Here is a 20,295-nt window from a genome sequence, read left to right on the forward strand (position 1 = left end):
GCACGACCACTGTCACGAGGCCACGCGTTGCCGCACGACCACCGTCACGAGGCCACGCGTTATCGCACAGCCGCCGTGACGAGGCCGCGCGCCGTCCAGACCTCCACCGCCGGGACCGGTCGACCCGGCGGCACGGACCATCCCGGGAGCCCGGGGAGTCCGGGGAGCCCGGGAAGTCCGGGGAGTCCGGGCGGGGTCACGTGTCGAGCATCGCGAGCACCTCACCCCGCGACATGCGGGTTCCCGCGCGCCACTCCTCCTCGTACACGGCGTCGCCGGTCCGGGCGCGGACGGCCGCCGTGACAGCGGCGCGGGGGTCCGCCGAGGTCGTCCCGCCGAGGGCCGTGGCCGCGCCCAGCAGCCTGGCCGCGCCCACGGCGTCGCCCTCCAGCAGCGCGACCTCCGCCAGCCCCTCGATCGCCGAGCCCGCCACCGGCGGGGAACGCAGCAGCGCCGGTTCCAACGCCCTGCGGTACCAGGTCCTCGCTCCGGCCCCGTCTCCGCGCGACGCGGTGATCCGGCCCAGCTCGACGATGATGCGCAACCGGACCTCCTCGGTGCTGTACCACTCCTGCGTGCACAGCTCCAGGGCCCTGAGGGCGAGGGTGAGCGCCTCGTCCAGATCCCCGCGGAGCCTGGCGATCTCGGCGAGACCGTGATTGACCTTGGCCATCACGTCGGGGGCACCCGCCCGGCGGGCGTGCTCGGCCGCGCGGAGATACTCGGCGTGCGCGGTCGCGAGGTCGCCTTCACTTACGGTCCCCGCGGCGCCGCGGCAGACGAGCTCCGCGATGTCCTCGTCCGACCCGAGCTCCTCCGCCAGGCGGAGCGCCTCACCGCCCAGCGCGCGCGACGCGGCCCTGTCCCGCCGCAGGTCGGCGAGCCCGGCCAGCTCGGCCAGCGTGAGCGCGCTCCCCCAGCGCTCCCCGATGGACCGGAACAGCTCCAGCGCCTCCTCGAAGGCGCGCTCGGCGCTCCCGCCGCCGCTGTACAGGTAGAAGTAGCCGTAGCCGTAGCAGGACAGCGCCCGCAACCACGAGTCGGTGATGACGAGGACCGACGACGGTTCGGGCAGGGAGGCGGGCGGGCCGGTGAACATCGGCCACAGCATGCCCAGGAACGGCCACCGGTACGGCAGGTCGATCGGCGGGATGATCGGGACGATCGTCTCCAGCAGGGCGAGATGCCAGGGCGACCGCGTCTCGCCGGAGGAGGCCACGAGCACGCACAAGGCGTACTCCTCCTCCATCCCCTCGATCGGAACGACCTGCCTCGCGCTCTTCGCCGAGGCCGAGGCCGCGCTCCGCGCCGCAGCGGATCCCGTCATCTCCCCGGCCGTCGCGGGACCGATCGCGCCCGGTGCCGGCGCGGGCCCGGCCGGCCCTTCGGCCGGAACGGCCCCGGTCGCGCCCTCGGCGGGGACCGCTCCCATCGCGACGAGCAGGTCGGCGGCCAGGGCCGCGCCCTCCGAGCGGCGACCCCGCAGCCACCAGTACATGGCGAGCCCGGCGAGCAGGCGCAATCCCTGCCGGGTCCTGCCGGTGTCGACGGCCCAGCGCAGCGCGGCGTGCAGGTCGTCGCGCTCCTCGTCCAGCCGCCGCAGCCACTCCAGCTGCCCGCCGTCGCGCAGGCGGGAGTCCGCCGTGGCCGCCAGGTCCGCGTAGTACGAGGCGTGCGCCTCGCGGCGCGCCTCGGTCTCGCCGGTCTCGGCCAGCCGTTCGGCGCAGTACGCGCGGATGGTCTCCAGCATCCGGTAGCGCCCGCCCACCCGCTCGACGAGCGACTTCTCCGTCAGGGAACTCAGCAGGTCGACGGCCTCGTCCTCCCGCAGCCCGCACACCCGCCCGGCCGCCTCCAGCGTCGCGCCGCCCACGAAGACGGTCAGCCGCCCGGCCAGCGACCGCTCGTCGTCGTCGAGCAGGTCCCAGCTCCAGGCGACCACGGCGCGCAGCGTCTGGTGCCGGGGCAGCGCGGTGCGGCTGCCGCGCGACAGCAGCCGGAACCGGTCGTCCAGCCGGGAGGCCACCTCGGCCACCGGCAGGGAGCGCAGGCGCGCCGCGGCCAGTTCCAGCGCGAGCGGCAGGCCGTCGAGGGCGCGGCAGATGCCCAGCACCTGCTCGACGTTGGCGTCGTCGACGCGGAAACCGGGACGCACGGCCGCCGCCCTGTCGGCGAAGAGCCGCACGGCCGGGTAGTCCAGGGCCTCTCCCGCGGCGGTGCCCGGCCTCGGCACCGGCAGCGGCGCGACCGGGTGGAGCACCTCCCCGGTGATACCGAGCGCCTCCCTGCTGGTGGCCAGGACGCGCAGTCCGGGGCAGGCGGCGAGCAGGCGGTCGGCGAGCTCGGCGACCTCCGCGACCAGGTGCTCGCAGTTGTCCAGGACGACCAGCACGGGACGGTCGGCCAGCACCGCGACCAGCCTGGCCAGGGGGGTGGGCATCGGGCGGCCGGGAAGCAGGCCTGCGTCGCGGACACCCAGCGCGCCGAGCACGGCCTGGGCCGCCTCCCCTTCATCGAGGACGGGGGCCAGCTCCACGAAGCACACCTCGCCCCGCTCCCCCGCGGCGACCTCTCCGGCCAGCCGGGTCTTGCCCGCGCCGCCGGGACCGACCAGGGTGACCAGTCTCGCCTCGCCGAGCAGCGCGCGGAGCCTGGACGTCTCGTCCTCCCTGCCGACGAAACTGGTCAGCGGGGCCCACAGGCCCGACCTGACGGGACCGGCACCGCCCGCGACACCACCCACGGCACCGCCGGCGGGGGCGCCGGTGAGGGCGGGGTCGGCCCTGAGCACCGCCAGGTGCACGGCGGCCAGCTCGGCCGACGGGTCCACGCCGAACTCCTCACCGAGGATCCGCCTGGCCCCCTCGTACACCTCCAGGGCCTCGGCCTGCCTGCCCGAGCCGTACAGGGCGCGCATCAGCTGCCCGTACAGCCGCTCCCTGAAGGGGTGGGCGGCGGTCAGCTCCTGTAACTCGGCGACCAGCTCGCGGTGGCGGCCGAGCTCCAGCTCCGCCTGGACGCGGTCCTCCACGCAGTCGAGCCTGAGCCTGTCCAGCCTGGCGGAGGGCGCCCGGGCGAACGGCGCCTCCCCCACGTCGGCGAGGGCGGGCCCGCGCCACAGGGAGAGCGCCTCGCCCAGCAGCTCGACGGCCCGGCCGTGCTCGCCGGAGGCCAGGGCCCGGCGGCCTTCGGCGGCGAGCCGTTCGAAGCGGTGGGCGTCGACGGCGTCGGCACCGGCCACGAGCCGGTATCCCGCCGGGTGAAACTCGATCGCCTCCTGGGCGCCGAGCGCCCTGCGCAACCGCGAGACCTGGGACTGCAGGGCGTTGGCGGCGCTCGCGGGCGGGTCGTCGCCGTACAGGCCGCCGATCAGCCGCTCGACGGTCACGACCCTGCCCGCGTCGAGGAGGAGCATCACAAGCAGCGCGCGCATCCCCTGGCCGCCCACGACGACCACGCGCCCGCCGTGGAGCCGGATCCGTGTGGGGCCGAGGATGTCGAACCGCATGTCTCGATTATCGTGGCTCACCGCCCACCCGCCGTCCGCCATTCGCCGCCCCTCGCCGATCGGGGTCCGCGCGTGTAACGCCGGATGATCTCTGATACGACATATATCTATATGTCGTGACTTTAGGGAAAAAAGATCTTTCTCTGGTGCCGGAAGGGGCGGAGCAGGCGGGGTAGGGATCGCACTGGCCGCTCTCGCCGGGGAACGGCTGCCGGGGGGCTCCACACGGAGGTGTTCGATGAAACAGGTCTACGGCTGGGACCAGGGCGAGAACGAGCCCGGCGACCTCTTCGGGACGACCGTCGAGCACCTGTTCGCCGAGGTGTGGTCCAGGGAGGGCATCTCCAACCGCGACCGGCGCATGCTGCTGGTCGGCCTGCTCGTCGGCCAGGGCATGGACGAGGACGTCGGCGTCCAGCTGGACGCGGCGCTGCGGACCGGCGACCTCACCCCCGACGAGCTCCGGGAGATCGTCGTCTTCCTCACCCACTACGCCGGATGGCCCCGGGGCGCCAGGCTCAACGGCCAGGTCGAGGAGCTGATCGCCCGCGTCATGAGGTCCTGACCCCCGGTGGGGGCTCCCGGCGGAACCGGCTGACCTCCCGTCTCCCGAGGCCGCGACCGTCTCCTGGTCGCGGCCGCACGGCGCGGAGCGTCCCGGCGGAACCGGCCGGCCACCCGCGGCGTGAGGTCACAGCCTCTCGACGTTGGCCCCCCGGCAGCGGTCGCGGGTGTCGAAGACGAGGGCGCTCGCCTTCTGGACGAGCTCGTAGTCGAAGCAGTCGTGGTCGGTGAGGACCACCACCGCGTCCGCCGCCGCCAGTTCCCGCTCCGAGAACGCGACGATCTCGACGCCCTCGACGCCCCACGGCAGCAGGAAACAGTCGACGTGCGGGTCGGCGGCCCGTACGTCCGCGCCCAGCTTGCGGAGGCCCCTGACAACGTCGATCGCGGGTGACTCGCGACAATCTCCGGCGTTCTTCTTGTACGCGAGGCCGAGCGCGAGCACCCGGCTGCCGTTGACCGGCTTGCGCAGCCGGTTCAGCGCGAGACCGACCCGGTGCACGACGTGCTCCGGCATGTGGGCGTTGATGTCGTTGGCCAGCTCCACGAACCGGAAGTTGTGCCCCAGGCTGCGCTTGACCTTCCACGACAGGTACGACGGGTCGATCGGCAGGCAGTGCCCGCCGACGCCGGGACCGGGGGTGAAGCGCATGTAGCCGAACGGCTTGGTGGAGGCGGCGTCGATGGCCTCCCAGACGTCGATGCCGAGCTGTTGCGCGAAGATCGACAGCTCGTTCACCAGGGCGATGTTGACGTGTCTGAAGGTGTTCTCCAGGAGCTTGCACAGTTCGGCCACCTGCGGCGAGGAGACCGGGACCACCTCGTCCACTATCCTCGCGTAGAACGCCTCGACCCTCTGCAGGGACGCCCCGTCGATCCCGGAGACGACCTTCGGCGTGTTCTCCAGGCGCCAGCGCGCGTTGCCCGGGTCGATTCGCTCGGGACTGTAGCCCAGATGGAAGTCCTGCGGCGCCCGCAGCCCTGAGCCCTCCTCCAGCAGCGGCAGCAGATACTCCTCGGTGGTCCCCGGATAGGTGGTGGACTCCAGAACCACCGTGACGCCCCGCCGCAGCAGTGGGGCGAGCGACTCCCCCGCCGCGCCGATGTGGCGCAGGTCGGGAACGCCCTCGCGCAACGGCGTCGGCACGGTTATCACGCAGACGTCGAACCCCTCGGCGGCGGCGTAGTCGACGCTGGCCAGGTATCGGCCGGACCGGTGGGCCAGGGACAGCAGCTCGTCACCCACGTCCTCGACGTAGGACTCGGCGGCGTTGAGCCGCTTGACCCTGCGGCGGTCGACGTCGACGCCCACCACGTCGAACCCCGCCGCGACGGCCCGCATCGCGAGAGGCAGGCCGACATACCCCTGGCCGACCACAACGAGTTTCTCTCCCACGGCAGGACCTCCGCCACCTCGGAAAAAGAGAATACGACTCGACTTTAGAAGCAGGTACTATCGCCAGGCCGATTCGGCAACAATCCGGGCGTGTCGCGACCCGTCCTCTCTGCACGGTGCCGAGTCCGGCATCATCCAAGGGATATTCGGCACCATTTCCAATAAAGGGTCCAAATATCTCTCCTTTCTGGCTGGGAAATCATCTTCCCAGCTCGGCGCGGCCGGAAAATCCCGCCCAACGGCCGACGAAAGAGACCCTATCGCCCGCATGTCGGTCCGCGCGAGCGGTAACAATCATCAGTAACATTCACCCGTGCATTCGACGTACGGCCTCGACGCTGAATCAAAAAAGAGGATCGATTGATGGCGGGCGGCGCGCGTCCTCGCGTCCTTCCCCGCGATCCCGCCCCACCCCCGCCCCCGGTTTCCCCCAGCACCGCCGCGGATGCCCCGGCGAGGATCCCCTTCAACCGGACGCACCTGTCCGCGAACGAGCTCGACTACCTCGCGGAGGCCGTACGCCGGGGGTCCACCTCCGGAGACGGGCCGTTCACCAGGCGGGCGGCCGAGCTACTGAAGGAGATAACCGGGGCCAGGCAGGTCCTGCTGACCACCTCCTGCACGCACGCCCTGGAGATGTCGGCGATCCTGCTCGACCTCCGGCCGGGCGACGAGGTGATCATGCCGTCGTTCACCTTCGTCTCGACGGCCAACGCCTACGCCCTGCGCGGGGCGATACCGGTCTTCGTCGACTGCAGGCCCGACACCCTCAACATGGACGAGCGGCTGATCGAGGCCGCGATCACCGACCGCACGCGGGCCGTGGTGGTCGTCCACTACGCCGGGGTCGCGTGCGCGATGGAGGAGATCGGCGAGATCTGCGACCGCCACGACCTCCCCCTCATCGAGGACAACGCCCACGGCCTGGGCGGCTCCTACCGGGGGCGTCCGCTGGGGGCGTTCGGCAGCCTGGCCGCGCAGAGCTTCCACGAGACCAAGAACGTGCAGTGCGGGGAGGGCGGCGCGCTGCTGCTCAACGACGCCGCCCTGATGGCGCGCGCCGAGGTCATCAGGGAGAAGGGCACCGATCGCAGCCGCTTCTTCCGCGGCCAGGTGGACAAGTACCGGTGGGTCGACATCGGCTCCAGCTACCTGCTGTCGGACATCCTCGCCTCGCAGCTCACCTCCCAGCTGGAGTCGTTCACCGAGACCCAGGCCCGGCGCCTCGCCGTCTGGCGGAGCTACCACGAGGGCCTGGCCGGGTGGGCGGCCGCGAACGGGGTCTCCCTGCCGACGGTCCCCGACGGGTGCGCGCACCCCGCGCACCTGTACTACCTGCTGCTCCCGGACCTGGAGAGCCGCCGGGCCCTCCTCGCCCACCTCGGCGACCGGGGCGTGCAGGCGACGTTCCACTACCAGCCCCTGCACACCGCCCCCGCCGGCCTGCGGTACGGCCGGGTGGCCCCGGACGGCTGCCCGGTCACCGAGAGCGTCGCCGACCGCCTGGTGCGGCTGCCGCTCTTCGCCGATCTGGGCGCGACCGGCGTGACGCGCGTGATCGACGCCGTCCTGAGCCACGAGGTGAGCCGATGTCCTGGCGGGAGGTGATGGGCGGCGGGGTCCCGCGCATCGCGGAGTCCCCGCTCGAGTCGGCCAGGTTCGGCCGTCCGGTGGAGCGTCTCACCGTCCCCGCGGGCTCCGGATCCCCGTTTCCCGCGGTCCGCGAGGCCGTCCTGGGGTCGCGGGCGGACGTCATCGTGCTCCGCTACCCGGCCGAGCACGTCGGCTGGTTCGCCGAGCTGACCGCGCTCGGCCGCACCGCCGTGTTCGCGGACTCGCTGACGTACTGGCGCCTGCGCGCGGGACGCGGGCGCGCGCCGGAACCGCCGGGGGACCTCCAGCCGACGGACCGGGTCACCCCGGCGGCGGTACGCGAGTCGGTCTCCGACATCTTCGCCGCCTACCGGAACCACTACCTGGCCAACCCGCTGTTCGACGGCGCCGAGGCGCTGGCGGGCTACCGGGAGTGGGCGCTGCGGTCGGCCTCGGAGGGACGATGCGTGGCGCTGCGGGAGTGGACCCCGCCCGCCGCGCCCGCGGAACGGCTCCCGTCAGCCGCGCCCCCGGCGGGCGATCGTCACCCCGCCGCGGCCCGGGACGGGATTCTCGCGCTGGCCACTCTCGCGGACGACGACGAGCGGACGGAGATCCTGCTCGCCGGTGTGGTCTCCCGGGCCTGGGGACGCGGCCTGTACGCCCACCTGCTGGCGGCGGTGGAGGGACGCGCCCTGGCCCGGGGCGCGAGGGAGGTCGTCATCTCCACCCAGGGACACAACACCGGGGTGCAGCGGGCGTGGGCGAGGTACGGGTTCGAACCGGCCCTCACCTTCCTCACCGTTCACCTGGTCCGGAGCCGGCTGCTGCGTGGACGGCGACGGTAGCGCCGCCCGGCTGCCGGGGAACGCCCGAGGGGGCCGAGGACCCGACCCGCTCGCACACGACGTAGGTCGGCCGCCCCATGCCGTTGCCGTGGACGCGCCCGACGTACTCGCCGAGCACGCCGACGGCCATCAGCTGGGCGGACGAGAAGATCGCGATCATCGACGCGATGGTGGTGAACCCGGCCACCGTGGTGTCGCCGGTGGCGAAGTCCCACAAGACGGCGCCGCCCAGCAGGAGGCCGACGACACCGATCAGGAACCCGAGGTAGCTGGCCGCGCGGAGCGGGGCCGTGCTGTAGCCGAGGAGCATGTTCGTCGCGTGCCGCAGCAACAGGACCGGCGTGTAGTTGGAGCGCCCGTGGTCGCGCTCGTTCATATCCACCCGGACCGATCCCACCCGGGTGGTCACCCATGACAGGGCCACGTCGACGGAGGCGTGCGGGCCGGACAGTCCCTGGAAGCCGTCGCGCAGGCGCGTACGGAAGGCGCGGAAGGCGCTGATCGTCCGCGCGGAGCGGATGCCCAGCCCGCTGGCCATCGCGGTCTTGACCGACCGGGAGGCGAGGCTGCGGACCAGACCGTGCTCCTCGCGGCGCGGGACGCCGTACACGAGGTCGAGGCGGTCGCCCTCCAGGGCGGCCAGCAGGAGGGGGATCTGCTCCGGCGGGTGCTGCAGGTCGTCGTCCATGGTGACGACGACCTCGAACTCCGCCTCCCTGATCCCGGCGACGAGCGCGTTGTGCTGGCCGTAGTTGCGGGACAGGTGCAGGGCGCGCACGCCGTCGACGCGCCGCGCGAGCTCGGCGGCCGTCCTCCAGGTGTCGTCCGGGCTCCCGTCGACGACGAGGATCACCTCGTGGGGGACGGACAGCTCGCGGAGGACCGCCATGAGCCTGGTCACCAGCACCGGAAGGGTCCGCGCGGAGCGGTAACACGGAACAACCACCGACACGGACATCGATCCTCCGGTTATTTCTCGCAGCAGGATAAAATCCAGCTGATCATCGCGCGACACATTCCACAAAAGGCCGGACATGGCGCACGTTAAAAATCGGACTAATCATGGAAAGCATCCACATGACCGGCGGCGAGGTTTTATCCCCGCTCTTGGGGGACAGCGCATCACATACCTGATAGCGAGCGCCACGACGGCCCTGCTCTATTGCTCTCTCCTGGGGCTGGGATTGCTCGCCGCCAACGATGCGGTCCCGTACCTTCTCCTCGCCATGGCGGCCCATCTGACGACCGTGGTGATCGTCTATCCCTGGTACAGGCTGGTGGTCTTCCGGGCGCACGGCTGGTCGTGGCTCGCCGGATACCTGCGCTTCTACGCGGTCGGGCTCGGATTCCTCGCGACCTCGCTCGTCGGGCTCCCGGTGCTGGTGGAGCTGTTCCACCTCCCCGTTATGGCGGCCCAGGCGCTCCTGCTGGTCGTCAGCCCGACGGTCAGCTACGCGATACACCGGGCCTGGACGTTCCGGGAACGCGCGAACGTCCAGGCCCGGTAACGCCTTCCCTCTTTCTCCGCAAAAGCGATGACGGCGAACGGCCTCCGGCCGGATATCCCCATAGCTTTCAACGGATGACCGGCCGCCGTGGCCACGCGTTCCTCGTGGAGGGATCCAAGAGCGATGAAGGCACTTGTTCTGGCGGGCGGAAAGGGGACGAGGCTGCGCCCGCTCACCCACACGTCCGCGAAACAGCTCGTCCCCGTCGCCAACAAACCGGTGCTCTACTACGGACTGGAGGCGATCAGGGACGCGGGGATCACGAGTGTCGGCGTCGTCATCGGCGACACGGGCCCCGAGGTCCGGGCGGCCGTCGGCGACGGTTCGAGATTCGGTCTCGACGTCACCTACATACGGCAGGAGGCCCCGCTCGGCCTGGCCCACTGCGTGCTGATCGCCCGCGAGTTCCTGGCCGACGAGCCGTTCGTGATGTACCTGGGCGACAACTTCCTGCTGGGCGGCATCGCCGACCTGGTGAACGCCTTCCGCGAGGCCGATCACGACGCGCAGATCCTGCTCACGAAGGTCGCCGAGCCCCAGTTCTACGGGGTCGCCGAGCTGGGACCCGACGGGGAGATCACCGGGCTTGAGGAGAAGCCGCGAAACCCGCGCAGCGACCTCGCGATCGTCGGCGTCTACACCTTCTCCCCCGCCATCCACGAGGCGGTCCGGTCGATCATGCCCTCCGCCCGTGGCGAGCTGGAGATCACCGACGCGATCACCTGGCTCATCGGCAACGGCCACCGGGTGCACTCGCACCTCGTCACCGGCTACTGGCGGGACACCGGGCGGCTGCAGGACATGCTGGAGTGCAACCGCATGGTCCTGGAGGCGCTCGAACCGGACGTCAGGGGGACGGTGGACACGCACTCCGAGATCACCGGGCGCGTCGACATCGGGCCGGGCACGACCGTCGAGCGGTCGGTGATCCGGGGCCCGGCCATCATCGGCGCCGGCACCAGGATCGACGGCTCCTACATCGGCCCCTACACCTCGATCGGCGAGGGATGCGTGCTGGAGGAGGCCGGAGTGGAGTACAGCATCGTCCTCGGGGACTCCACCATCAGGGGCGTCTCGGGGCTCACATACTCTCTGATCGGCCGGAACGTGGAGGTGACGAGGGCCGTGGGACTGCCCAACACGCATCAGCTCATGATCGGCGACCACAGCAGGGTGCAGGTGCGCGCATGAGGATCCTGGTCGCCGGCGGCGCCGGGTTCATCGGCTCCCACTACGTGCGGTCGCTGCTGTCCGGACTCTACCCCGGATACGAGGACGCCCGCGTGACGGTGCTGGACAAGCTCACCTACGCGGGCAACACCGCGAACCTCGGCCCGGTCGCCGATCATCCCCGGCACGCCTTCGTCAGGGGCGACATCACCGACGCCCGGCTCCTCGCCGACCTGATGCCCGGCCAGGACGTCGTCGTGAACTTCGCCGCCGAGACGCACGTCGACCGCTCGATCACCGGCCCGGGGGACTTCGTCGTCACCAACGTGCACGGCACGCAGTGCATGCTCCAGGCGGCGCTCGAGGCCGGGGTGCGCACGGTCGTGCAGGTGTCGACGGACGAGGTGTACGGGTCCATCGCGGCGGGCTCGTGGGACGAGTCGTGGCCGCTGCTGCCCAACTCGCCCTACTCGGCGGCCAAGGCCGGGGCCGACCTGCTGTGCCGGGCCTACCACCAGACCTACGGGCTCGACGTGCGGATCACCCGCTGCACCAACAACTACGGCCCGTACCAGCACCCCGAGAAGATCATCCCGCTCTTCGTCACCAACCTGATCGACGGGCGCCGCGTCCCCCTGTACGGGGACGGCGGGCACGTCCGCGAATGGCTGCACGTCGACGACCACTGCGGGGGCATCCAGCTCGTGCTGGACAAGGGCCGACCCGGCGAGGTCTACAACATCGGCGGCGGGACCGAGCTGACCAACCGGGAACTCACCGAGCGGCTGCTGGCGGCCTTCGGCGTGGGCTGGGAGATGGTGGAGACCGTCCCGGACAGGCTGGGGCACGACCGGCGCTACTCGGTGGACAGCCGCAAGATCCGGGCGATCGGGTACGAGCCCCGGGTGGGCTTCGACGACGGGCTGGAGCGCGTCGTGCGCTGGTACCGCGACCACGAGAGCTGGTGGCGGGCGGCGGCGCGGCCCGCGCCCTGACCACGGGAGGCGTCCCTTCCGCGCGAGGACGCGCACGGACGGGACGACCCGCCGACCGACCACGGAAACGGTCCCGTTCGCGGGGTAGGACGCTCGGACATCGAGGCACACGTCTGGGAGGACGCATGGAGGCCACGGAGATTCACCGCACCGTCGAAGTGGAGGACCGCCACTGGTGGTATCGCGAGCGGCGTGCCCTCCTCGCCCGCGAGCTCCGCGAGCTGCGCCGGCTCGGCCCGCCCGGCAGGGCTCTCGACGTCGGCGCGGCCGGGGGCGGCAATACGCGCGTGCTCGTCGGGCACGGATGGGACTCCCTGGTCGCGGACTACTCGCAGACCGCGGTGGAGCTCGCCAGGGAGCGCGGCCTGCGGGCGATCCACGCCGACGCGCGGGAGCTGCCCCTGCCGGACGGGGAGTTCGACCTCGTCACGGCGTTCGACGTGCTGGAGCACATCGAGGAGGACGACAGGGCGGCCGGCGAGCTGGTACGCGTGCTCCGGCCCGGGGGAACGGCGCTGATCACGGTCCCCTGCGACATGGCGTTGTGGTCGGCGCACGACGTGGCCTCCGGTCACGTCCGCCGGTACACGCGGGAGGGGCTGGAGGGTCTGCTGACCGGCGCGGGCCTGGTCGTCGACCGCCTGTGGAGCTGGAACGTCCTGCTGCGGCCGGTCGTCGCCCTGCGCAGGAGGCGCATCTCCGGCTCGGACGTCACCGAGACGTCGCGCCTGGTGAACACGGCCCTGACCGCCGTGATCGTGGCCGAGAGGTATCTGCCCATCAGGTCCCTGCCCGGGGTCTCCCTCGTCGCACGGACACACCGTCCCTGACCTCCGGCGACCGGGAAGGGAGCCCGTCGCATTGCGTCCGAGGGCGAGTCGCTTGCCGAGGCGGACGCTCGCCGTCACGACGACGGCACATCACGCCGAGGCGCCGGGCACCTGATAGAGGGCGTAGTCACCGGAACGGAACCGGAACGTCGCGAAGTCGCCGATCCTGGAGCCGGGGCCCGTCCGACGCTCGTCGACGAAGAGCCAGCGCACACCGTATCGCTCCCGCAGGAGCCGCATCACCTCCGCGGAGGGCGCCCGGAAGGCCGTGTCGTTCCGCTGGAGCCGCTCCTCATCCCAAAATCCGAGGTGTTCCGGGGCACCCGGACGCCAGCGGGCCAGGTTCTTCGCAGTGTACATCCACCCCTCGACAAGAACGCGGCGTTCGGTTAGCGCGGACACCCAGAACTGGCGGCTGTCACACGGGTTCTCCTGCCCCCAGAGGCAGTGCACATTCGTGGCGACCAGGTCGTCCGGTCCGGAGTGGGCGCGCAACCAGCGCGCCGCGGCCAGTGCTCCCTCGGGGATCACCTCGGCCACCGCACGGTGTGGGCTGCCCTTCGCCGCACCATAGGCGAACGAACCGCTGTGCAGGAACGCGAGCACCCGCGCGTGCGCCGCCGCGGGCAGGCCGACGGCCGCCAGCATGAATGTCACCAGGGCGAGGACGCGGAGCCTGCGCCAGCCCGCCAGGAGCAGCCCGGCGGAGACCAGGAGCACGATGAGCAAGAGAGCGGCGTACGGCCCGTAGAGGGCGATCTCTGCTTGATCCGGGCCGAGGGGGACCGTGACGCCGCAGGCGAGAGGGATGAGGTACGCGGCGACCGCCCCGACACCGGCCGCGCACGCGGCCGCCCTGAGCGAGAGCCGGGCCCGCCTCCGGATGACGAGGAGCCCGTGGACCGCGACGATCACCGGGTAGGGGTAGGACCCTCGCAGGAAGTAGAGCTGGCTCAGGGCGGGGTGTCCGAGCAGGAGTGCCGCGCCAAGGCCCGCCGCGCCTATGCCCAGCATGAGGACCACCGCGGGACGCAAGAGCAACCGCCACCGGCAGAGCAGGCCGAGGGCTCCGCACCAGGCGATGGCCCAGCACAACAGGTACAGCGCGGTGAAGCCGAGCACGGAGGCCGGTGCGAGATCCTCCGCTCCTCCCCGTGAGGTCAGCTCCGCCCACGTCACCCGCATGAACCCGAGAACGTCGACGATCGTTCCCTGCCGCACCTTGCCGAACAGTACGAACTGGGCATAGAGCAGGCAGGCCGTGGCCATCACCAGGGCGATCAGCGTGGTCCGGATCGACTGGCGTCTCCTGACCGCCTGGACCGCAGCCACCGCCGCGAGCCCGGCGATAAGCATGGGCAGGTAGGTCGCCTTCGCCCCCATGACGGCGATGAGAAAGATCCCCAGCAGGAGCCATCGGCCGACATCGCGCCGACGGCGCTCCAGAAGATCGACGAGGAGGAGGACGACGGGAGCGAACAGCAGGGCCCCGAACGTTTGGGTGGGGCTCGGCCACGCGGTGTCCTGTATGCCTCCCCAGGTAAACGCCCCGTTCGAACCGAGGTAGAGGCTCGGCGCCGCGACGAAGACCGTACCGCCGATGGACAGCAGGGCGCCCGCCCACGAGCCCGTCACGCGCCGGCCGGTCATTCCCACCAGGACGACGAAGGCGGCCAGCATGGGCAGCGCGCTCAGGCGGAGCAGCAGGACCAGCGGCTCCACCCCGGTCACCCAGCTCACCGCGGCCAGGTGCGCGTAGACGAACCAGTGGTAGAAGAGCGGTTCGCCGGCGACCATGGGCACCGTGGGAGGCATGTGATGCCTCAGCTCGCCGATCAGGGCCAGATGAAACGGCATGTCCACCCTCGACTCGGCCAGCGCCGGCCAGGCGAGGGCCTGGGTTCGGAAGAACGCCAGAGCACTCCAGGCGACCAGCAACGCGAAGATCGCCGCGACGGACCACGACCACCACAGCGGCGCACGCTCCCGGCGGGGCGAGGCCCTCCAGTGCCGGCGCAGCCGGGGGACGGCCAGGAAGAGCAGGTAGGTGCCGATCGGCCACACCAGCACGAGCAGCGGCACGCCCACTGCACGGGCGCCGATATAGGCGAAAACCTCGACGGCGAGGCCCAGCGCGGTCGCGAGGGCGATCTCCTCCGCCGGCGTGCACGCGTCCCGGTACAGGGACCGGAGCAGCAGCAGCCCGGGAAGAGTGACACCGAGCGTGATGTAAACCCCGAACAGCGTCATGTCCAAACCCGAAACACCGTGGGAACCCAGCACGGCGATCGTGAAAACCCCCGCGGAGGCCGCGGGAAGCCATCTCGACAACGACAGGCTCGGCCGTCCCCGGCCCAGGCCGAGGTTTCCCCCGCCGCTCGTGGGGCCGTCCGATCGAACGGCTCTCTCAGATGCGGGCGGGTTCGTCCTGTTTCCCCGAAAGGGCGACGTTGTGCTCATGAGCGCAAGCCTGTCGGCTGGAACTCACCGGAAGGATCGAGACACCGTGCCCCCATCGATTCTTGCCGATCTTTTGTGCGAGCCGGGGGCGACGGCTCGGTGCGCTCCCCCAGGCCGGTCAGCTCCCCCAGGTTCTGCGCATGAGCGAGAGGGGGTCGACGGTCGTCGCCTGCCTCGCGCCGCCGAACAGGACGAACTGCGCGAAAAAAAGGCAGGCGGTGGCGATCCCGAGCGCGATGAGCGCGGCCACGACGACGGCGGCCGCGAACGCCGCGGGCGCCCACCTCCGCACACGGAAAGCAATGATTTCGGACTTTGAGAGAGATGACCCGTTTGATATGTGAATTCCACCGTCTCGTCGTCCGTGATGTTTCCGAATGAACTCAGGGTGGAATCACGATTGGGCGCATGCTTGGTCATACGGGTAAGTCTGACGACATGAGCGATCCAGCCTGAGCGGTGCGCCCGCGCCCGGCAATATTTTGCCGGTCGTTTATTCCCGCCGAGGCAAACGGCTCCGCCGTGACGACATCTGACCTGCGAAGACGACATCCATCAACAACTCAGGCAGATGCGTTACCGTCGAATATCCGGCCATGCTCCAATGGACCGGATCCTTATTTCCAGACCACCCGGAACGGGGAATCCATATGCTCGGTTTCATCGTCGGCAGCGGTCGATGCGGTTCCACGCTTCTCTACGAGGTGCTGACCCAGCACCCCGAGGTGGGATTCGTCACCAATCTGGATGACAGGTTCCCCCGGACCCCGGATTCGGCGAAACGCGTCAGCGGACATATCTATCGGCGCACGCCGGCCGGTTTCCCGGGGAAGCGGTTGCGGCCCTGCGAGGCCCACCGCGCCCTGAGGCGCGAGGTCTCGCCACTGATCGTCGACTCCTTCCAGGACCTCTCGGCCGCCGACGTCACCCCCTGGCTGACGCGGCGGCTGAGGACCTTCTTCGAGACCCGGGCCGCCACCCAGCGGGCCGGGCACTACCTGCACAAGTTCACCGGATGGCCTCGCACGGCGTTCCTGCACGAGGTGTTCCCCGAGGCGCGCTTCGTGCACATCGTGCGCGACGGGCGCGCGGTGGCCAACTCGTGGCTGCAGATGCCGTGGTGGCGCGGGCACCTCGGGGCGCCGGGGTGGCACTTCGGCCCGCTGCCCGAGCCGTACGCCGAGGAGTGGGACGAGGCGGGCCGCTCGCAGGTCCATCTCGCGGGGATCGGCTGGAAACGGCTCATGGACGCCACCGAGGTGGCGCGCGCGGCACTTCCGCCGGAGCTGTGGCTGCAGGTGCGCTACGAGGACCTGCTCGCCGACCCGCGCAAGCAGACGGACACGATCCTTGAGTTCCTGGGGCTTGCGTGGACCACCGGGTTCGAGCGGAGCTTCGCGCGCCGCACGTTCTCCTCCGCCCGCTCCGAGGCCTTCCGGCGGGATCTCACCCCCGGGCAGGTCGCGTTGCTCGACCGTTCTCTCGCCCGCCACCTCGCCGACCTCGGATACCGCGTCTGACAGCCGGGGACGGCGGCGGATCCCCGTGACCGGAGCCGGGGCGGGTACGCCCTCCTCATCCGCCTCCCCGTGGCCGTGGCCGGTCCCGCTCCCCGCCTCCCCGTCCCCGGGCCTTCCCCGGGCCTCCCCGTCCCGGTCCCACCCCTGGTCCCGTCCCCGCGGCCCCGCTGCCTCCGCTCCCGCCGTGCGTCCGGGGACGTCCCGCGGGTCCGTCACGTACGTCGTTCCGCCGCCAGTTCCTCGTAGAGGTGTTCGAACCATTCGGCCGTACCCGCCATCTCCACGCCCTCCGCGCTGGAGGCGGCTCCCGACCGCAGCCGGCGGTGCATCGCCGGTTCCATCGCCTTGAGGATGCCCGCGGCCAGGGCGTCAGGTGACCCCGGCTCGGTCAGGATCCCGTTCCATCCCGAGGAGATCAGCTCCGGCACCCCTCCCACCTCGGTGGAGACCACCGGCACCCCGGCCGCGAGCGCCTCCATGACGACCACGGGAAGCCCTTCGTAGTGTGAGCTCAGGACCAACAGGTCGGCCGCCGCCACCAGCCTGCTCGCCTGCTTCACCCGTCCCAGCACCCGCACCCGCTCCAGCAGGCCGCGCCGCCGCACCTCGCGGACGACCTCCTCCCGCAGCGGCCCGTCCCCGGCCAGCAGGAAGAGCGCGTCCTCGCGCGCCCGCAGGACCTCGTCGGCGGCCCGGACCAGTAGCGCGTGGTTCTTCTCCGGCCGGAAGTTGGCGACGCAGACCACCAGGAACGCCTCCTCCGGCACGTCGAACCTGTGTCTGACGGCCCCGGCGCGCATCGCCCAGGAGCGCTGCTCGGTGACGTCCACGCCGTGCGCCCGGGTCAGCAGGTGACGCGCCCCCCGCACGGAGGGCGACCTGGCCACCTGCGAGGAGACCGCGACCGTCCGGTCGTCGAGTCCGCGGGTGACGCGGTCGACGAGCATACTGATCGTCTCCGTCAGTCGGCGGAACCTGGCGGTGGTCGGACGGCGGCAGTAGTGGACCGTCGAGACGAGGGCCGGCCTGCGGAAGGCGAGCCCGGCCGACAGCCAGAGCACGGCGGCCGGTGTCGGCGAGTGCGCGTTGAGCACGTCGGGGGCGAGCCGGCGGATCGTCCCGACCAGGTGGGCGTAGGCCAGCGGACGCGGGCGCGGGCCGAGGTCGACGACCTCGATCCCCGAGGCCCGCAGCCGTTCCACGAGCTCGCCGGTCGAGGCCTGCAGGCACACGACCGTGTACTCCTTGTTCAGCCGGGGAGCGCGTCGCAGCCTCTCGACGAGAAGCACCTCGGCTCCTCCGACGTCGAGGGTCTTGACGACCTCGCACACGCGAATATCCCTCATCGCATCCTTCCTGCCTGGCCGGGACCGCCGTTCACCGTGCGGTTCCCGGGACGGCGGTGAGCTCCGGCGCTCGGCCCCGTACGGGGCGCCGGGGTCTGCTGCGACGTTCGGTCTTGGTCCACGCGACCGCGGACAGCAGGCTCACGATCAGCATGATCGGCATTCGCTGGCGGAAGATCAGGCCGATGTTCGCCATGGTCGTCGCGTAGGCGATCGTGCCCGGCACGATGAACAGCACCAGGACGAATAGCATCGTCCGATCCCGGCCCCACATGACGCGGGCCCCGCGCAGCGCGCTGTAGAGCAGGAGGTACCACAGGAGCGTGTCCAGCTTCCCGAGCTGCAGCGCCAGGCTGCCCCCCATCCAGGGAAACGGCGCCAGGAGTGTGTAGAGCAGCTTCGGCGCGAACGCGCCCCACACCTCGCCGCCGTCCTCGAACATCACGCCGGAGCCGCCCTCGGCGTTGGACTTGCGCACCAGCTGGGACTGGCCCTGTTCCATCTGCTCCTGGAGAACCGTGAAGGCCGCACCGCCGTCCAACTGCGCGAGGAACACCAGGAGGGGGGCGAGCATCAGCGTCGAGACCACCATGGAGTGGATGGAAAGCTTCCGCTTCACCGGGGAGAGCCCGAACAGCAGCGGCAGCGCGCACATGACCACCATGTACGGCCGCACGTGCCAGAGCGCCCACAGCAGCGGGGCCACCAGGACCAGCTTGCGCACGTCGAAACGCCGGACGTTCGAGACCGCCAGCCACAGACAGGTGACGACCAGGAAGGCGTTGATGCCGTCCTTGAACGTGTCGGAGGTGTGAAGCAGCAGGGCCGGGAGGAAGGCGACCACGACGAGCAGCCGGAAGGCGGCCCGCTCACCGGCCCCGACGAGCCGCGCGAACCTGTACATGATGACGGCGAGCCCGCAGGCCAGGGTCGCCAGCACCGCCGTGCAGGCGAGCGCGGCCGGTCCGCCGCACAGGTAGACGACGACTCCGAAGAGGTTGCACGGCACCTCCATGGAGTAGACGGCGGCGATCTGGTCGGAGGTGACGAACCGGAAGCCCCCCTGCCTCCAGTACTCGGCGACCTGCACGGCGTTGGCCAGATATTGGCGGTTGTCACCGCCGTACTCGATGAGGCCGGGCCGCATCACCAGAAGGTGCACGGCCAGGCGGGCGGCGAAGGCGGCGAGCAGCACCGGAAGCGCCCGGTGCCCCTGCCCCGCTCCCAGCCCCGCGTAGGCGAGGGGGACGAGAAGGGCCGCCATGAAGGCGACGAGGAAGTACTCCGTCAATCAAATCACCTTAGACAATGGCCCGGCCGGTCACTTGACGCCGCGGATCACGTACATCCCGCGCCGCCGCCGGATCGAGACCTCGCGCAGGGCCAGGTTCTCCGTCCAGCGCCTGATCTGCCGCCGGGACTGGGGTTTCTCGTATCGGGGTGACAGCCAGTCGAAGGTGTCTAGCACCGACCAGCTCAGCATCGTCTGCCTGTCCCGCAGGCCCAGGTGCCGGTGGTTGGCCACCGGCACCAGCCGCGCGAGCCCCTGCCCGACACCCGGTACGGCGCTGAGCGCCATGGACAGCGGCAGCATCCGCGGCACCGCCCTCTCCAGGAACGAGTAGAGCCTGGCGGGAGGCATCCGCCTGGTGAACGGGCGGATCAGCTGCCGCAGATGGGGATAGGCGACCATCGCGGCGTAGACGTCGACGCAGAACCGGCCCTCCGGTCTCAGGTGGCGCAGCAGCGAGGTGAACGTCCGCTCCACGTCGGGGGTGTGCTGGATGACCCCGAGGCAGAGCACGAAGTCGAAGGACTCCTCGGGCAACGGCAGATCGTAGACGTTGGCCTGGATGAGTCTCAGGTTGGGAAAACTCCCGTTGGAGGCCGCGTTGGCGTGGACCGCGTCCGAGATGTCGAACGAGGTCACCAGGGCGCCCGTCTCGCACAGCACCTCGGTGAACCGCCCCGCTCCGCTGCCGCATTCGAGCACGGTCCTGCCCCGCAGCTCCTCGCCGGACCAGCCGCTCCCGGTCATCAGCCGTTCACGGGAGATCGGCATGCCGGTATGGGAGTCGAGCTGCGTCAGCCGGTGCCTGTTCCACTGGAAGCCGAACCCCTCCGCGTAGTTGTCCCGGGGAACGAAGCGCGGGATCCCGTCGTCGACGGGATAGCTCGCCCCGCACCCGGCGCACCGCGGTTCCGCCTCGTCGTGGAGCTCACCGCGGCACCGGATGCAGCACAGCGGTGGGTGCCCGGAGATCCCGGCGCCGGTGTCCGCCGTCATGTCTTCCGCAAAGGTCATCCGACTACCCGTTCAGCGAGAGGGATGGAAGGGTCGCGACGCCGCGGCCCGGATCCCCGCGCCCGCCACCGGTCGGGCGGCACGCCCGTCGGGCGCCGCCCGCGACGAGCACGCGGTCGCGCCGGCCGCCACGTCCGTTCACAAGCTCGCACGCCGGGGCCCGCCAAAGACGCCCGGCACCTGCCCGGCGAGCAACGATCTTCGTGATCCTTACCCGTGGTTGGAACTTCCCGCGACACACCCTCCGCGCCG

Annotated in this window: 16 protein-coding genes; 8 read left to right on the top strand and 8 right to left on the bottom strand. The window is 71.0% G+C overall.

Features of this window, described 5'->3' with window-relative positions; translation table 11 throughout:
• Positions 1–196: 196 nt before the first annotated feature.
• On the bottom strand, positions 197–3,508 hold the full coding sequence (locus ACSDR0_RS19225; protein ID WP_435290206.1) for a BTAD domain-containing putative transcriptional regulator: 3,312 nt from the start codon (positions 3,506–3,508) through the stop codon (positions 197–199).
• Between the two features lie 238 nt (positions 3,509–3,746).
• Between ACSDR0_RS19225 and ACSDR0_RS19230 the strand changes: the two genes are divergently transcribed.
• Positions 3,747–4,073 (top strand): carboxymuconolactone decarboxylase family protein, encoded by a 327-nt coding sequence (locus tag ACSDR0_RS19230; protein ID WP_435290207.1) that lies wholly within the window; start codon positions 3,747–3,749, stop codon positions 4,071–4,073.
• 126 nt (positions 4,074–4,199) lie between these two features.
• Here the strand turns inward: ACSDR0_RS19230 and ACSDR0_RS19235 are convergent, their stop codons facing one another.
• Complete coding sequence (locus ACSDR0_RS19235; RefSeq protein ID WP_435290208.1) at positions 4,200–5,468, bottom strand: nucleotide sugar dehydrogenase; 1,269 nt, start codon at positions 5,466–5,468, stop codon at positions 4,200–4,202.
• 363 nt (positions 5,469–5,831) lie between these two features.
• Here ACSDR0_RS19235 and rffA point away from each other — a divergent pair, with 363 nt between their 5' ends.
• Both rffA and ACSDR0_RS19245 read left to right on the top strand, forming a co-directional pair.
• The gene (gene rffA / locus ACSDR0_RS19240) at positions 5,832–7,076 is read left to right on the top strand and encodes a dTDP-4-amino-4,6-dideoxygalactose transaminase (protein ID WP_435290209.1); all 1,245 of its coding nucleotides are present in this window, start codon (positions 5,832–5,834) and stop codon (positions 7,074–7,076) included.
• Positions 7,058–7,909, top strand: coding sequence for a GNAT family N-acetyltransferase (locus tag ACSDR0_RS19245; RefSeq protein ID WP_435290210.1), 852 nt, complete (start codon positions 7,058–7,060; stop codon positions 7,907–7,909). The genes rffA and ACSDR0_RS19245 overlap by 19 nt, the downstream gene beginning before the upstream one ends.
• On the opposite strand, the gene ACSDR0_RS19250 is transcribed toward ACSDR0_RS19245, so the two are convergent.
• Positions 7,860–8,867 carry a glycosyltransferase family 2 protein gene (locus ACSDR0_RS19250; protein ID WP_435290211.1) on the bottom strand — a complete coding sequence of 336 codons (1,008 nt, stop codon included), beginning with the start codon at positions 8,865–8,867 and terminating at the stop codon, positions 7,860–7,862. The two genes, ACSDR0_RS19245 and ACSDR0_RS19250, sit on opposite strands and share 50 nt — an antisense overlap.
• A 76-nt stretch (positions 8,868–8,943) precedes the next feature.
• On the opposite strand from ACSDR0_RS19250, the gene ACSDR0_RS19255 reads away from it, so the two are divergent.
• The 4 genes from ACSDR0_RS19255 (at position 8,944) to ACSDR0_RS19270 (ending at position 12,412) form a co-directional block, all read left to right on the top strand.
• Positions 8,944–9,417 carry a GtrA family protein gene (locus tag ACSDR0_RS19255; protein WP_435290212.1) on the top strand — a complete coding sequence of 158 codons (474 nt, stop codon included), beginning with the start codon at positions 8,944–8,946 and terminating at the stop codon, positions 9,415–9,417.
• A gap of 123 nt (positions 9,418–9,540) precedes the next feature.
• On the top strand, positions 9,541–10,608 hold the full coding sequence (locus ACSDR0_RS19260; RefSeq protein WP_435290213.1) for a glucose-1-phosphate thymidylyltransferase: 1,068 nt from the start codon (positions 9,541–9,543) through the stop codon (positions 10,606–10,608).
• Entirely contained in the window at positions 10,605–11,582 is a 978-nt protein-coding gene (rfbB, locus tag ACSDR0_RS19265) for a dTDP-glucose 4,6-dehydratase (protein ID WP_435290214.1), read from the top strand. Before ACSDR0_RS19260 ends, rfbB begins: the two co-directional genes overlap by 4 nt.
• A 125-nt stretch (positions 11,583–11,707) precedes the next feature.
• Positions 11,708–12,412, top strand: a complete 705-nt coding sequence (locus ACSDR0_RS19270) for a class I SAM-dependent methyltransferase (RefSeq protein ID WP_435290215.1) — start codon at positions 11,708–11,710, stop codon at positions 12,410–12,412.
• 90 nt (positions 12,413–12,502) lie between these two features.
• Here the strand turns inward: ACSDR0_RS19270 and ACSDR0_RS19275 are convergent, their stop codons facing one another.
• Both ACSDR0_RS19275 and ACSDR0_RS19280 read right to left on the bottom strand, forming a co-directional pair.
• Positions 12,503–14,662: a hypothetical protein gene (locus ACSDR0_RS19275; RefSeq protein WP_435290216.1), complete on the bottom strand. Its 2,160-nt coding sequence runs from the start codon at positions 14,660–14,662 to the stop codon at positions 12,503–12,505.
• Between the two features lie 328 nt (positions 14,663–14,990).
• A complete protein-coding gene (locus ACSDR0_RS19280) occupies positions 14,991–15,164 on the bottom strand; it encodes a hypothetical protein (protein WP_435290217.1) in 174 nt (57 codons plus the stop codon).
• Positions 15,165–15,522: 358 nt separating this feature from the next.
• Here ACSDR0_RS19280 and ACSDR0_RS19285 point away from each other — a divergent pair, with 358 nt between their 5' ends.
• A complete protein-coding gene (locus tag ACSDR0_RS19285; protein ID WP_435290218.1) occupies positions 15,523–16,392 on the top strand; it encodes a sulfotransferase family protein in 870 nt (289 codons plus the stop codon).
• 212 nt (positions 16,393–16,604) lie between these two features.
• On the opposite strand, the gene ACSDR0_RS19290 is transcribed toward ACSDR0_RS19285, so the two are convergent.
• The 3 genes from ACSDR0_RS19290 to ACSDR0_RS19300 are packed head-to-tail and all read right to left on the bottom strand — an operon-like array spanning position 16,605 to position 20,043.
• On the bottom strand, positions 16,605–17,738 hold the full coding sequence (locus ACSDR0_RS19290) for a glycosyltransferase (protein WP_435290219.1): 1,134 nt from the start codon (positions 17,736–17,738) through the stop codon (positions 16,605–16,607).
• A gap of 31 nt (positions 17,739–17,769) precedes the next feature.
• Entirely contained in the window at positions 17,770–19,029 is a 1,260-nt protein-coding gene (locus tag ACSDR0_RS19295; protein WP_435290220.1) for a hypothetical protein, read from the bottom strand.
• A 30-nt stretch (positions 19,030–19,059) separates the two neighbouring features.
• A complete protein-coding gene (locus ACSDR0_RS19300) occupies positions 19,060–20,043 on the bottom strand; it encodes a methyltransferase domain-containing protein (protein ID WP_435290221.1) in 984 nt (327 codons plus the stop codon).
• Between the last annotated feature and the right edge of the window lie 252 nt (positions 20,044–20,295).

Origin of the sequence: Streptosporangium sp. G11 (assembly GCF_051192615.1) — a bacterium.
Classification (GTDB): domain Bacteria; phylum Actinomycetota; class Actinomycetes; order Streptosporangiales; family Streptosporangiaceae; genus Streptosporangium.

What these genes read in the sequence shown, in the direction of transcription:
- ACSDR0_RS19260 (WP_435290213.1), top strand. Translation starts at nt 9,541, where the DNA reads ATGAAGGCACTTGTTCTGGCGGGCGGAAAGGGGACGAGGCTGCGCCCG.
- ACSDR0_RS19270 (WP_435290215.1), top strand. Translation starts at nt 11,708, where the DNA reads ATGGAGGCCACGGAGATTCACCGCACCGTCGAAGTGGAGGACCGCCAC.
- rffA (WP_435290209.1), top strand. Translation starts at nt 5,832, where the DNA reads ATGGCGGGCGGCGCGCGTCCTCGCGTCCTTCCCCGCGATCCCGCCCCA.
- ACSDR0_RS19255 (WP_435290212.1), top strand. Translation starts at nt 8,944, where the DNA reads ATGGCGCACGTTAAAAATCGGACTAATCATGGAAAGCATCCACATGAC.
- rfbB (WP_435290214.1), top strand. Translation starts at nt 10,605, where the DNA reads ATGAGGATCCTGGTCGCCGGCGGCGCCGGGTTCATCGGCTCCCACTAC.
- ACSDR0_RS19250 (WP_435290211.1), bottom strand. Translation starts at nt 8,867, where the DNA reads ATGTCCGTGTCGGTGGTTGTTCCGTGTTACCGCTCCGCGCGGACCCTT.
- ACSDR0_RS19285 (WP_435290218.1), top strand. Translation starts at nt 15,523, where the DNA reads ATGCTCGGTTTCATCGTCGGCAGCGGTCGATGCGGTTCCACGCTTCTC.
- ACSDR0_RS19300 (WP_435290221.1), bottom strand. Translation starts at nt 20,043, where the DNA reads ATGACCTTTGCGGAAGACATGACGGCGGACACCGGCGCCGGGATCTCC.
- ACSDR0_RS19230 (WP_435290207.1), top strand. Translation starts at nt 3,747, where the DNA reads ATGAAACAGGTCTACGGCTGGGACCAGGGCGAGAACGAGCCCGGCGAC.
- ACSDR0_RS19245 (WP_435290210.1), top strand. Translation starts at nt 7,058, where the DNA reads ATGTCCTGGCGGGAGGTGATGGGCGGCGGGGTCCCGCGCATCGCGGAG.
- ACSDR0_RS19225 (WP_435290206.1), bottom strand. Translation starts at nt 3,508, where the DNA reads ATGCGGTTCGACATCCTCGGCCCCACACGGATCCGGCTCCACGGCGGG.
- ACSDR0_RS19290 (WP_435290219.1), bottom strand. Translation starts at nt 17,738, where the DNA reads ATGAGGGATATTCGCGTGTGCGAGGTCGTCAAGACCCTCGACGTCGGA.
- ACSDR0_RS19275 (WP_435290216.1), bottom strand. Translation starts at nt 14,662, where the DNA reads ATGACGCTGTTCGGGGTTTACATCACGCTCGGTGTCACTCTTCCCGGG.